The sequence below is a fragment of the Metabacillus crassostreae genome (assembly GCF_016908395.1).
Classification (GTDB): Bacteria; Bacillota; Bacilli; order Bacillales; family Bacillaceae; genus Metabacillus; species Metabacillus crassostreae.
In genome coordinates this window covers 1251518-1265792 of sequence record NZ_JAFBDU010000001.1, presented here as the reverse complement: position 1 = coordinate 1265792, position 14275 = coordinate 1251518, and the positions used below count along the sequence as shown (strand labels likewise).

Here is a 14275-nt window from a genome sequence, read left to right as displayed (position 1 = left end):
TAAAGATGTCTATTAGCAACAATCTTTCAGCAATGAGCCTTAAATAAAGAAGGTTTGGGTCATCTTCATAATGACTTTTAAATACATTATTTTAAACTCTCAAGTTTTTATAAAAAACACCTTTCAATAAACCTAAAGAGTTATTTCCTGATTAGCTAATTATTCCTGATTTTCTTTACGCTTTGTTTTTTTATATGGTACAATTCAGAAGGACAAATGTGTAAAGAGAATAAAGGAAAGTTGGGGACTAAAGTGTATTATTACTTAATTGCAGCAATTATTATTGCCATAGATCAAGTGACGAAGTGGTTTATCGTGAAAAATTTGGAGCTTGGAGAAAATATAACAATAATAGAAAATTTCTTATATATTACTTCCCATCGAAATAAGGGAGCTGCATGGGGAATTTTACAAGGTCAAATGTGGTTTTTCTATATAGTAACAACAATTGTGATTGTTGGAATGATTTACTATATTCAGAAATATACAAAGGAAAATAAGGTAATGGGTGTTGCTCTAGGATTGATGCTAGGTGGAGCAATTGGTAATTTCATTGACCGTTTATTTCGTAAAGAAGTTGTTGATTTTATAAATACATACATTTTTTCTTACGACTTCCCAATCTTTAATGTAGCAGATTCTGCACTCTGTGTAGGTGTTATATTATTATTTATTCATATGTTGTTTTTTGAAGGGAAACAAGAGAAGGAGCAAGCATAATGAACATCGTTGAAATACAAGTAAATGAAGAATTAAAAAGTGAGAGAATTGATAAAGTTCTTTCAACATCTAATGATGAGTGGTCAAGATCTCAAGTTCAGATATGGATTAAAGATGGATTGGTTAAAGTTAATGATAAAATTATTAAGACGAATTATAAATGTCAAGTAAATGATAACATTGTTGTCACAATTCCTGATCCGGAACCATTAGATGTGGTACCAGAGGAAATGGATCTTGATATTTATTATGAAGATCAAGATGTTCTTGTTGTGAATAAACCAAAAGGCATGGTAGTACATCCTGCCCCAGGTCATTTAAATGGAACACTTGTAAATGGTTTAATGGCTCATTGTAAGGATCTCTCAGGTATTAATGGTGTGTTAAGACCAGGAATCGTTCATCGTATTGACAAGGATACGTCAGGATTATTAATGGTAGCAAAAAATGATATGGCACATGAATCATTAGTTCAACAGCTCGTTGATAAAACTGTTACAAGACGTTATAAAGCAATTGTTCATGGAACAATACAACATGATCATGGAACAATTAATGCACCAATTGGTCGTGATAAAGTTGATCGTCAAAGCATGACTGTTACAAATGTAAGTAGCAAAGAAGCTGTTACTCATTTTCATGTATTAGAGCGTTTTGAGAATTTTACATTTGTCGAATGTCAACTAGAAACAGGTAGAACACACCAAATACGTGTTCATATGAAATATATAGGCTATCCACTAGTTGGTGATCCTAAATATGGACCGAAAAAAACAATGCCTATTAATGGACAGGCATTACATGCAGGAATTTTAGGTTTTGAACATCCACGTACAAAGAAGTATATGGAATTTGAAGCACCGCTTCCAAAGGAATTTGAACAAGTGTTACAAGACATAAAAAATAATCGTTGACACATTTCTACATGTTTGTCATAATAAATGTAACTTAATAAGAACCTTTAACACAGTCCCGTGAGGCTGAGAAGGAAAACGGAATAGTACTTTAGCTAATAGGCTAAGTATAACTATGTCTTCGTGTACCCTCTCACTTATCGGTGAGAGGGTATTTTCGTTTTCAAGGTTACTTTATAGTAACGAAAGGGAAAGGAGATTAAATAATGTCTCAAAAAGCGGTTGTATTAGATGAACAAGCAATTAGTCGTGCATTAACTAGAATTGCTCACGAAATCATTGAAAGAAATAAAGGCATTGAAGATAGTGTCCTTGTAGGTATCAAAACTCGCGGTATATATTTGGCCAAAAGACTGGCTGAACGTATTGAACAGATTGAGGGAAAAAAAATCTCCATTGGGGAATTAGATATCACCCTATACCGAGATGATTTGTCTACAAAAACAAGTGATCAAGAACCACTTGTAAAAGGATCGGATATACCGGTTGATGTGACAAATCAAAAAGTCATCTTAGTGGATGATGTATTATATACAGGAAGAACTGTTAGAGCAGCAATGGATGCTCTTGTAGATATCGGAAGGCCTGCAAATATTCAATTAGCTGTTTTAGTTGATCGTGGTCATCGAGAGTTGCCAATACGTGCAGATTATGTAGGGAAAAATATACCTACGTCAGGGTCAGAGAAGATTGTTGTAGAACTTCATGAAGCTGATCAAAATGACCAAGTAACAATACATGAAAATGAATAATAAACCCTTTTAAGATTGGTCCAGAGAGGCTACAAAGGGGCACATTAGGAATCAAGCATGAGTTATGCTTGAAACCTTCTTGTACCTCTTTGCACCTATGGCGAAGAGGTTTTTTGTTTAAACAGTGATTCTTTCACACATTATAACTAACAAGAAAAACATATCGGAGGTTCTCTCAGTGAATGAAAATGAAAAACAAATCGTACTAGATGTAAAAGATACTCCAAAACCTTTAACATGGATAGCGTTAAGCTTTCAACACTTGTTTGCCATGTTTGGGGCAACAATACTCGTACCATTTCTTGTTGAATTAGATCCTGCGGTTGCTTTAATTTCAAGTGGATTAGGAACTATTGCCTTTCTACTTATTACAAAATGGCAAGTACCTGCATATCTAGGTTCATCATTTGCTTTCATAACACCAATCATCGTGGCTAAGGCTGAGGCTGGTGTAGGTGCAGCAATGGTAGGAAGCTTTTTAGCTGGTTTGGTTTATGGACTTATTGCTCTACTTATAAAAGCAACTGGTCATAATTGGGTAATGAAGGTTCTACCACCAGTTGTAGTTGGTCCTGTTATTATTGTAATCGGATTAGGGTTAGCAGGTACAGCTGTTGATATGGCAACACTAAATGCAAATGAATATAGCCTGCAGTATTTTACAGTAGCTCTTGTAACATTACTAATTACAATCTTAAGTTCAATCTTTTTAAAAGGCTTTTTCAATCTTATACCGGTACTACTTGGGATTGCAGGAGGTTACTTATATTCTTTAGCAATTGGTATCATAGATTTTTCAAAAGTAATCGAAGCAAACTGGTTCCAAGTACCAAATTTTGTTATCCCATTCGTTGATTATACACCGGGAATTTCACTGGACATTATCCTTCTAATGGTACCGGTTGTTGTTGTAACAATTTCAGAGCATATTGGGCATCAACTAGTTTTAGGTAAAGTTGTTGGAAGAGATTATATTGAAAAACCAGGCTTACATCGTTCAATATTAGGTGATGGTGTAGCAACAATGATTGCAGCTGTGCTTGGTGGCCCACCAAATACAACTTATGGTGAAAATATTGGTGTACTTGCAATTACAAGAGTATACAGTGTGTTAGTTATTTTGGGAGCTGCCGTGTTAGCGGTTGTGTTTGGATTCATTGGTAAAATTTCAGCGTTTATCAGTACAATTCCAACACCTGTAATGGGGGGGGTATCAATACTCCTTTTCGGAATCATCGCATCCTCTGGATTAAGAATGATGATTGATAGTAAACTTGATCTAGGAAACAAAAGGAATTTAATCATCACTTCGGTTATCCTTGTGATCGGAATTGGCGAAGCAACACTTAAAATTGAAAACTTTGATTTACATGGTATGGCTTTAGCAGCAATTATCGGTATTATTCTAAACTTGGTTTTACCTCAAGATAAAGAAGCTACAATTAATGATAATCAAACTGTATAAATAAATTTGCTTAGATCTTTTAATGTAAGTCCAGAGAGGCTTGAAAGGGTGTAAGGCAATATGAAGGTATATCTATACCTAAATTTGCTCTACTTTAAAACACCCTGATCATTTGAATCAGGGTGTTTTTTTACTAAGGAGTGGTTATTATGTCAAATTTACTGATGATGAACGAGCTTACTAATGAAGAAATTATTGAAATTCTCTATGATGCTCAGCAATATAAGTTAGGAAATGGATGGAAGCCATCGAATATGATGTTTGTTTCAAACTTATTCTTTGAGCCAAGCACAAGAACAAGATTTAGCTTTGAAGTAGCTGAAAAAAAGTTAGGACTTGAAGTATTAAATTTTAGTGCTGAGCATTCAAGTGTTCAAAAAGGTGAAACGTTATATGACACAGTGAAAACGTTAGAATCAATCGGTGCAAACGCAGTAGTGATACGGCATCAGGAAGATCATTTTTTTGAGGATTTGATTGGAAAGGTTTCAATTCCTATCATAAATGCTGGAGATGGTTGTGGTCATCATCCAACACAGTCTCTTCTTGATTTGTTAACGATTCAGCAAGAGTTTGGTGGCTTTAAAGATTTGACGGTTTCTATCCATGGTGATATTAAGCATAGTCGTGTAGCTCGTTCAAATGCTGAGGTTTTAACTAGACTTGGTGCAAAAGTTCTATTCTCGGGACCAAAAGAATGGCAAGATCCATTAAATATTAATGGAACATATGTTGAAGTTGATGAGGCAATCTCTCAATCAGACGTAGTTATGCTGCTTCGCATTCAGCATGAAAGACATGAACAAAAGGCAAATGCACAAAATTATCTGTCTCAATATGGTTTAACGAAGGAAAGAGAAAGACAAATGAAAAAACATGCGATCATTATGCATCCTGCTCCAGTAAATAGAGATGTAGAAATTGATGGAGATTTAATTGAATGTGAACGATCTCGAATCTTTAAACAAATGGAAAATGGTGTTTTTGCTAGAATGGCAGTTTTAAAGAGAGCTTTACAACAAATTAATCACATACAGGAGGTCAATAAACATGTTATTTGTTCTTAAAAATGGTTTTATCATAGATGATCTTGGTGAATTAAAAAGAGCAGACGTAAAGGTAGAAAACAATCAAATTGTAGAAATTGGAGAAATTTTAACAACTGATGGCTACGAGGAAATTTTAGTGGATGGTCAGCTTGTATCAGCGGGTTTTATCGACCTTCATGTTCATTTAAGAGAACCAGGTGGTGAACATAAAGAAACTATAGAAACGGGAACGCAAAGTGCAGCAAAAGGCGGATTTACGACAATTGCTCCAATGCCTAACACTCGACCGGTACCTGATACAAAGGAACAAATGGAATGGTTACAAAACAGAATTAAAGAAACGGCAGTAGTGAAGGTATTGCCATATGCTTCTATTACCACAAGACAGCTTGGAGAAGAATTAACAGATTTTGAAGCTTTAAAAAATGCTGGTGCTTTTGCTTTTACAGATGATGGTGTTGGTGTTCAATCGGCAGGAAAAATGCTAGAGGCAATGAAGGAAGCAGCATCAATTGGAGCTACAATTGTTGCACATTGTGAAGAAAATACATTAATTAATAAAGGTTCAGTTCATGAAGGAGAGTTTTCGAAAAAGCTAGGTATTAACGGAATTCCTTCAGTATGTGAATCTGTACATATTGCAAGAGATATTCTTTTAGCTGAAGCTGCCGGGTGTCACTATCATGTGTGCCATATTAGTACAAAGGAATCGGTTCGAGTAGTAAGAGATGCAAAACGAGCTGGAATTAACGTAACAGCAGAAGTTACACCTCACCATTTGCTTCTTTGTGAAGATGATATTCCAGGATTAGATCCTAACTTTAAAATGAATCCTCCTTTAAGAGGAAAAGCTGATCAAGAATCACTAATAGAGGGTTTATTAGATGGAACGATTGATTTTATCGCAACAGATCATGCACCACATGCTGCAAGTGAGAAGGCAGAAGGGATGCAGTTAGCACCTTTCGGGATTGTTGGATTAGAAACGGCATTCCCATTATTGTATACAAATCTTGTTTTAACAAACAAATTCACACTTAAGCAAATAATCGATTATTTAACTGTTAAACCAGCGAAAGCATTTGGATTACGAAGTGGCGAGCTAAAAGTTGGAGAAGTAGCTGATATAACAGTAGTTGATTTGGACTTAGAAGCTACTATTGATCCGGAGAATTTCCTTTCAAAAGGGAAGAATACACCATTTACTGGATGGTCTTGTAAGGGTTGGCCAACATTAACAATCGTTGATGGAAATATTGCATGGAAAAAGGGAGGAGTTACAGTATGAAAAGACAATTAATTTTAGAAGATGGAACAATTTTTCTAGGTGAAGCATTTGGAAGTGATAAAGAAAATTATGGTGAAGTCGTTTTTAATACAGGGATGACTGGATATCAAGAAATTTTATCAGATCCATCTTACTGTGGTCAGATTGTTACTTTAACTTATCCTTTAATAGGAAACTATGGAATAAATCGTGATGATTTTGAAACAATCACTCCTTTTATCAACGGCTTTGTTGTAAAAGAATATTGTGACTACCCATCTAACTGGAGAAGTGAATATTCAATTGATGAATATTTTAAAATGAAAAACATACCCGGAATTGCAGGGATAGATACACGAAAACTAACTAGAATTATAAGAAAGCATGGAACATTAAAAGGTGCTATTTGCTCAGGGGATGCGAATGTTGAGGATGTAATTAATAAACTTAAAGCAACAGATTTACCAACAAATCAAGTAGAAGTGGTCTCAACGAAAACAGCTTATCCAAGTCCTGGGAGAGGTCATCGTGTAGTTTTGGTAGACTATGGAATGAAGCATGGTATTTTAAGAGAATTAAATAAGCGTAATTGTGATATTGTTGTTGTCCCTCATACAGTCACTGCAGAGGAAGTATTACAGCTAAAACCTGATGGAATTATGCTTTCAAATGGTCCTGGGGATCCAAAACAAGTTCCACAAGCGATTGAAATGATTAATGGAATATTGGGCAAGGTTCCTTTGTTTGGGATTTGTTTAGGACATCAGTTGTTTGCCTTAGCAAGTGGTGCTGATACAGAAAAAATGAAATTTGGTCATCGTGGATCAAATCATCCTGTAAAGGAATTGAGCACAGGTAAAGTTGATATTACATCACAAAATCACGGATATACAGTAAGAGAAGATTCAATTCATAATACTGATTTAGAAATAACACATATTGCATTAAATGATGGGACGGTTGAAGGGCTCAAGCACAAACATGTTCCAGCATTTACAGTACAATACCATCCAGAAGCGTCTCCAGGTCCTGAGGATTCGAACGGATTATTTGATCAATTTTTAAATATGATTGAACTTAATAAGAAAGAAGGGGTTCTATAATGCCAAAACGTACAGATATTAATAAAATTCTTGTTATCGGATCAGGTCCAATTGTAATCGGTCAAGCAGCAGAATTTGATTATGCAGGAACACAAGCTTGTATTGCACTTAAAGAAGAAGGATATGAGGTTGTTCTTGTTAACTCTAACCCTGCGACGATTATGACAGATACAGAAATTGCAGATAAAGTTTATATTGAGCCCCTTACATTAGAGTTTTTAAGCAATATTATTAGAAAAGAGCGCCCGGACGCTTTAGTACCAACACTAGGCGGACAAACGGGATTAAATATGGCTGTTGAACTTGCAGAATCAGGTGTATTAGATGAATGTAATGTAGAAATCCTTGGTACAAAATTATCAGCAATTAAACAAGCTGAAGACAGAGATCTTTTTAGATCATTAATGAATGAGTTAAATGAACCAGTACCAGAAAGTGATATTATCCACAACCTAGAAGAGGCATTCGCTTTTGTTGAACGTATTGGCTATCCGGTTATTGTTAGACCTGCTTATACTTTAGGTGGAACAGGTGGAGGAATTTGCGAAAACGAGGAAGAGTTAATCGAAATCGTTTCAAGTGGATTAAAGCATAGCCCGGTTACACAATGTCTTCTTGAAAAAAGTATCGCTGGCTTTAAAGAGATTGAATATGAGGTTATGCGTGATTCAAATGATCATGCGATCGTTGTGTGTAATATGGAAAACTTTGATCCTGTTGGAGTTCATACCGGCGACTCAATCGTATTTGCACCAAGTCAAACATTAAGTGATCGTGAATATCAGATGCTTCGTAATGTATCTTTGAAGATTATTAGAGCATTAAAAATAGAAGGCGGTTGTAATGTTCAGCTTGCACTTGATCCAAATAGCTTTAAGTATTACATTATTGAAGTTAATCCACGTGTAAGTCGTTCATCAGCATTAGCTTCAAAAGCAACTGGTTATCCAATTGCAAAATTGGCGGCGAAAATTGCAGTAGGGTTAACTCTTGATGAAATGAAAAATCCAGTAACTGGAAGAACGTATGCTTGCTTTGAGCCTGCTCTTGATTATATTGTCTCAAAAATTCCACGTTGGCCTTTTGATAAATTTGAATCAGCAAATCGTCGATTAGGAACACAGATGAAAGCCACTGGTGAAGTAATGGCGATTGGAAGAACATTAGAAGAATCATTATTAAAAGCAGTTCGTTCTTTAGAATCTGATGTTGATTACTTACGCTTGAAAAATGCTGAAGGATTCCAGGATGATTTAATAGAAAAACGTATTCGCCGTGCTGGTGATGAGCGTCTATTCTACATTGCTGAAGCATTAAGAAGAGGTGTTACAAAAGAAACAATTCATGAGTGGAGTCAAATTGATTTATTTTTCTTAATGAAAATAGAAAAAGTAATCAAGTTTGAAACAAAGCTCCAAGAAAATCAATATGACCTAACAATTCTACAAAAGGCAAAAGAAATGGGATTTGCAGATTCTGAAATTGCTAATCTTTGGAACACAAATGAACGTGAAATCTATGAACTTCGTAAACAAGCAGATATCATTCCAGTTTATAAAATGGTTGATACATGCGCAGCAGAATTTGAATCATCTACACCATACTTCTATGGCTCTTATGAAGATGAAAATGAATCTATTGTTACAGAAAGAGAAAGTGTTGTTGTACTAGGATCAGGTCCGATTCGAATCGGTCAAGGTGTTGAATTTGATTATGCAACAGTTCATTCAGTATGGGCTATTAAAGAAGCAGGTTATGAAGCGATCATTGTTAACAATAACCCTGAAACAGTATCAACTGATTTCAGTATTTCAGATAAGCTTTATTTTGAACCATTAACAATTGAAGATGTTATGCACATCATTGATTTAGAAAAACCAAAAGGTGTTGTTGTTCAATTCGGTGGACAAACAGCCATTAACTTAGCAAGTGAATTACAAGCAAGAGGAGTTAAGATCCTTGGAACAACATTAGAAGATATTGATCGAGCAGAAGATCGCGATAAGTTTGAACAAACATTAGTTTCATTAGGAGTTCCTCAGCCACTTGGTAAAACAGCTACATCTGTCGAGCAAGCAGTAAAAATTGCAACAAATATCGGATACCCAGTATTAGTACGTCCTTCATATGTCCTAGGTGGACGTGCAATGGAAATTGTTTATCAAGAAGCTGAGCTATTACATTACATGAATAACGCTGTGAAAATTAATCCACAGCATCCAGTATTAATCGATAAATATTTAACAGGTAAAGAAATTGAAGTAGATGCTATTTCTGATGGTAAGACTGTCTTAATCCCAGGAATTATGGAACATATAGAAAGAGCTGGTGTCCACTCTGGTGACTCAATTGCTGTATATCCACCTCAATCTTTATCTGAAGAAATTAAAAATAATATTATTGACTACACTATTAAGCTTGCAAAAGGGTTAAATATAGTAGGGCTTCTTAACATCCAATTTGTTTTATCTAAGGGTGAGATTTTTGTACTTGAAGTAAATCCACGATCAAGTCGTACAGTACCATTTTTAAGTAAAATAACGGGTGTGCCGATGGCGAACTTAGCAACCAAGGTGATTCTTGGAGCGGATCTTGCAGATTTAGGTTATGAAACGGGTCTTTATCCTGAAAGTGAAGGGGTATACGTAAAAGCTCCTGTCTTCTCATTTGCAAAACTTCGTAATGTAGATATTACGCTTGGACCTGAAATGAAATCAACAGGTGAGGTTATGGGGAAAGATATCACGTTAGAAAAAGCACTTTACAAAGCTTTAGTAGCATCAGGTATTCAAATTAAAAACCATGGATCAGTTTTATTAACAATTGCTGATAAAGATAAAGAAGAAGGATTAGAAATAGCACGTAGATTCCATCAAATAGGATATCAAATTCTTGCAACAAGTGGTACAGCAGATTATCTTGAAAACAATAATATTCCAGTTAAAGTTGTAAACAAAATTGGTTCAAAAGAGCATAATTTACTAGATGTTATTCGTAAAGGTGAAGCACAATTTATTATCAATACATTAACAAAAGGAAAGCAGCCAGCAAGAGATGGCTTTAAAATCCGTCGAGAATCAGTTGAAAATGGTATTCCATGTTTAACTTCATTAGATACAGCTGTAGCAATTTTACGTGTACTTGAGTCTATGACATTCTCAACAGATACAATGCCTAAAATTAATAAACAGCTAGAGGTGAGCTTAACGTGATTAAAAAAGAGCTGATGGTCGTAACGAAACATGAAAACATTGCAGAGAAAATATTCCAATTAACACTTCAAGGAGAGCTAGTATTTGAAATGGGTAGTCCTGGTCAATTTGTACATTTAAAAGTATCTGAAGGGACAACTCCTCTATTAAGAAGACCGATCAGTATCTCTAAAATTAACAAAGAGAAAAAGCAATTTACTATGATTTATCGTGCAGAAGGAGCTGGAACACAGCTCCTTTCTCTTAAGAAAACTGAAGATGTGGTTGATGTACTTGGTCCATTAGGAAATGGATTCCCAGTTGATGAGGTTACAAGTGGTCAAACTGTGCTTTTGGTAGGGGGAGGAATTGGTGTTCCGCCTTTATTAGAGCTATCAACACAATTAGTTGCTAAAGGTGTTACAGTACAACATGTATTAGGTTTTCAATCAAAGAAGGCTGTTTTCTTAGAAGAGGAATTTTCAAAATTAGGCAAAACCATTATTACAACTGATGATGGCTCTTATGGATACAGAGGATTCGTTACTAATGCAATAACAGATCATGAGTTAACATTTGATGCTATGTATACTTGTGGACCAACCCCAATGTTAAGAGCGCTAGAAAAGCTACATGGTCATAAACCACTGTTTTTATCTCTTGAAGAAAGAATGGGATGTGGTATTGGGGCTTGCTTTGCGTGTGTCTGTCACACTGTTGAAGATCCAACAGGAACAAGCTATAAAAAAGTATGTAGTGATGGTCCTGTGTTTAAGGCTGGAGAGGTGGTTTTATAATATGCTACAAATAAACTTGCCTGGTTTATCATTGAAAAACCCAATCATGCCAGCTTCTGGATGTTTTGGATTTGGAAGAGAATATAGCAATTTTTATGATCTAAGTGAACTCGGCTCAATTATGATTAAAGCAAGCACACAGGAACCCCGCTTTGGTAACCCTACACCACGTGTAGCGGAAACAGAAGCAGGTATGTTAAACGCTATTGGATTACAAAATCCAGGAGTTGAAAAAATCATATCAGAAGAATTGGCTTGGCTTGAACAATATGATGTGCCAATCATTGCGAATGTCGCTGGTTCTCAAATTGATGATTATGTATATGTGGCCGAAAAAATTAGTCAAGCAAATAATGTGCATGCATTAGAATTAAATATTTCATGTCCTAATGTAAAAACAGGTGGAATTGCATTTGGAACAATACCAGAAGTTGCAGCACAGTTAACGAAAGCAGTCAAAGAGGTTTCAGCAGTACCTGTTTATGTAAAGCTTTCTCCAAACGTTGCAAATATTGTTGAAATGGCCAAAGCTATCGAACAAGCTGGTGCTGACGGGTTAACGATGATCAACACATTAATTGGTATGAGACTGGATTTAAAAACTGCAAAACCAGTGATAGCGAACAAAACTGGTGGATTATCAGGTCCTGCTATTAAACCAGTGGCTATTCGTATGGTGTATGAAGTTAGCCAAGCTGTAAACATTCCGATTATTGGAATGGGTGGCGTACAAAATGTGGACGATGTTATTGAATTCTTGTATGCAGGGGCAAGTGCTGTTGCAGTAGGCACGGCAAATTTTGTGAATCCGTTTGTTTGTCAGGAAATCATCCAGCAGTTACCTGGAAAATTAAATGAGTTAGGCTTTAATTCTGTTAAAGAGTGTATCGGAAGGAGCTGGAAAACTGATGCAAAGACCCCTAATTATAGCTCTTGATTTTCAAGATCGTCTTGAAGTAGATGAATTTTTACGTCATTTTCAAGAGGAAAAGCTCTTTGTGAAAGTTGGGATGGAGCTTTTCTATCAAGAGGGACCTTCAATTATTTCTCACATTAAACAGTTAGGTCATGATATTTTCCTAGATTTAAAGTTACATGATATACCTAACACTGTTAAACAAGCAATGCGTGGCTTAGCAAAGCTTGAAGTAGATCTTGTAAATGTTCATGCTGCAGGTGGGAAAAAGATGATGACAGCTGCGATAGAAGGTTTAAATGAAGGAACACCTACTGGTAAGAAGCGTCCTACTTGTATCGCAGTTACCCAGCTTACAAGTACTTCACAAGGAATGGTTCAAGATGAACTTTTAATAAATAGAAACCTTGATGATGTAGTGCTTCACTATGCAAAGTTAGCTAAAGAAAGTGGATTAGATGGAGTTGTATGTTCTACACATGAGGTAGAGGTTATAAATGAAGAAATTGGAGATTCATTTATTACAGTTACTCCTGGTATTCGTATGAAAGAGGATTCTGCGGATGATCAAACAAGGATTGCCACTCCTGACCAAGCTCGTTTACTCGGTTCAACTGCCATTGTAGTAGGAAGAAGCATCACAAAACAACAAAATCCGTATGAAGCATATCTACATGTAAAGAAATCTTGGGAGGGTATAGAGGAATGAAAACAACTATAGCAAAACATTTACTAGAAATTAAGGCTGTATATCTCCAACCAAATGAACCTTTTACATGGTCTAGTGGAATTAAATCGCCCATTTATTGTGACAATCGCTTAACATTATCCTTTCCTGAAATAAGAACAAAAATTGCAGAAGGTCTAGCAAATCTAATTAAAGAAAACTACCCAGAGGTAGATGTGATTGCAGGCACTGCTACCGCTGGAATTCCCCATGCAGCATGGGTAAGTGATAAACTGAATTTACCAATGTGCTATGTTCGTAGCAAAGCAAAGGGACACGGTAAAGGAAATCAAATTGAAGGACAAATTCTAGAGAATCAAAAGGTTGTTGTTGTCGAGGATTTAATTTCAACAGGTGGTAGTGCAATCACAGCTGTTGAGGCACTTAGAGCTTCTGGATGTGAAGTTCTTGGCATCGTATCAATCTTTACTTATGGTTTAGCTGTTGGTGAAGAAAAGCTAACTGAGGCAAATGTAGATTCGAAATCTTTATGTGATTATGATACTTTAATAGAGGTTGCTGCAAAAGAAGGATATGTCAGTGACGATGATATAAACAAGTTAAAAATGTGGAGACAAAATCCCTCTTCTGAAGCTTGGTTAAATATTTAAAGTATGAAAAGCAAAAAGCATTGATTACTTTTTGCTTTTTTATAATGGCTGTTTTCGTAAACTTTGTGTTTTAGAATCAGGATGAAAACAACTTTGTATAATGTCTAGTGGCATCTTTTCTTCTACAAATCGAACCTTTTATTTGATAACACACTACTGGTTTTCAACAGATAAATACGTCTAAAAACAACAACTTTCAGAAAATTGCCATTATAATTGATCAATTAGCAAAAATAAAAATAACTGCTTAGAAAATCTAAACCAAAGGTATTTAATAATCTGATCAATAATCATTAATGATAATAGCTAATTTAGTAAAAACATCACTTATATAGAAGAGACCATCATGATAAATGAGGTAGTCGAAAGGAAGATAAATAACCCCATATAAGCAGGATAAAACCATCGACCCGAAAGTTTTAGTTTTTTTAACAAATAGAAAGCAGCAAGGCCTAAGATAGAAAAAAGAAAGGTAACTGGACGTTTCTTCATATGCTTTAAGAGCTGTAGGTCTGGCTTGTACATAAAAACATGAGCACTACATAAGCAAAAAAAGTAAAAGCTTATAAAGACAATGAGTATATTAACTAAAAGTGACAACAATAATGACCTCCTACACACAAAATTCTACATACTATTAATATATGTTTCTCTGTATAACATATTCCTCAAACCAAACACCTTAATTCAGAGTCTTTTTGTTGGCTTTAAAAAGTGATGCTCTTTGTGATTAACAATATTGTGAACAAACGGATCAACTATT

The 14275-nt window shown here is 35.4% G+C and carries 12 protein-coding genes; all 12 read left to right on the top strand.

Annotation, left to right across the window (positions count from 1 at the left end; translation table 11 throughout):
- Positions 1-252 precede the first annotated feature (252 nt).
- A complete protein-coding gene (gene lspA, locus JOC75_RS06645; protein WP_204953245.1) occupies positions 253-720 on the top strand; it encodes a signal peptidase II in 468 nt (155 codons plus the stop codon).
- Positions 720-1634 (top strand): RluA family pseudouridine synthase, encoded by a 915-nt coding sequence (locus tag JOC75_RS06640; protein ID WP_204953244.1) that lies wholly within the window; start codon positions 720-722, stop codon positions 1632-1634. Before lspA ends, JOC75_RS06640 begins: the two co-directional genes overlap by 1 nt.
- Before the next feature lie 206 nt (positions 1635-1840).
- Positions 1841-2386, top strand: coding sequence for a bifunctional pyr operon transcriptional regulator/uracil phosphoribosyltransferase PyrR (gene pyrR / locus JOC75_RS06635; RefSeq protein WP_204953243.1), 546 nt, complete (start codon positions 1841-1843; stop codon positions 2384-2386).
- A 178-nt stretch (positions 2387-2564) separates the two neighbouring features.
- Entirely contained in the window at positions 2565-3851 is a 1287-nt protein-coding gene (locus JOC75_RS06630) for a solute carrier family 23 protein (RefSeq protein ID WP_338036552.1), read from the top strand.
- 149 nt (positions 3852-4000) lie between these two features.
- The gene (locus tag JOC75_RS06625; RefSeq protein WP_204953242.1) at positions 4001-4918 is read left to right on the top strand and encodes an aspartate carbamoyltransferase catalytic subunit; all 918 of its coding nucleotides are present in this window, start codon (positions 4001-4003) and stop codon (positions 4916-4918) included.
- Positions 4902-6188: a dihydroorotase gene (locus JOC75_RS06620; protein WP_204953241.1), complete on the top strand. Its 1287-nt coding sequence runs from the start codon at positions 4902-4904 to the stop codon at positions 6186-6188. The genes JOC75_RS06625 and JOC75_RS06620 overlap by 17 nt, the downstream gene beginning before the upstream one ends.
- Positions 6185-7270 (top strand): carbamoyl phosphate synthase small subunit, encoded by a 1086-nt coding sequence (locus tag JOC75_RS06615; RefSeq protein WP_204953240.1) that lies wholly within the window; start codon positions 6185-6187, stop codon positions 7268-7270. Before JOC75_RS06620 ends, JOC75_RS06615 begins: the two co-directional genes overlap by 4 nt.
- Positions 7270-10482, top strand: coding sequence for a carbamoyl-phosphate synthase large subunit (gene carB, locus JOC75_RS06610; RefSeq protein WP_204953239.1), 3213 nt, complete (start codon positions 7270-7272; stop codon positions 10480-10482). The genes JOC75_RS06615 and carB overlap by 1 nt, the downstream gene beginning before the upstream one ends.
- A complete protein-coding gene (locus JOC75_RS06605; protein WP_204953238.1) occupies positions 10479-11258 on the top strand; it encodes a dihydroorotate dehydrogenase electron transfer subunit in 780 nt (259 codons plus the stop codon). Before carB ends, JOC75_RS06605 begins: the two co-directional genes overlap by 4 nt.
- A gap of 1 nt (position 11259) precedes the next feature.
- Positions 11260-12195: a dihydroorotate dehydrogenase gene (locus tag JOC75_RS06600; RefSeq protein WP_204953237.1), complete on the top strand. Its 936-nt coding sequence runs from the start codon at positions 11260-11262 to the stop codon at positions 12193-12195.
- Positions 12167-12883: an orotidine-5'-phosphate decarboxylase gene (gene pyrF, locus JOC75_RS06595; protein ID WP_204953236.1), complete on the top strand. Its 717-nt coding sequence runs from the start codon at positions 12167-12169 to the stop codon at positions 12881-12883. The genes JOC75_RS06600 and pyrF overlap by 29 nt, the downstream gene beginning before the upstream one ends.
- On the top strand, positions 12880-13512 hold the full coding sequence (pyrE, locus tag JOC75_RS06590; protein ID WP_204953235.1) for an orotate phosphoribosyltransferase: 633 nt from the start codon (positions 12880-12882) through the stop codon (positions 13510-13512). The genes pyrF and pyrE overlap by 4 nt, the downstream gene beginning before the upstream one ends.
- Positions 13513-14275 lie beyond the last annotated feature (763 nt).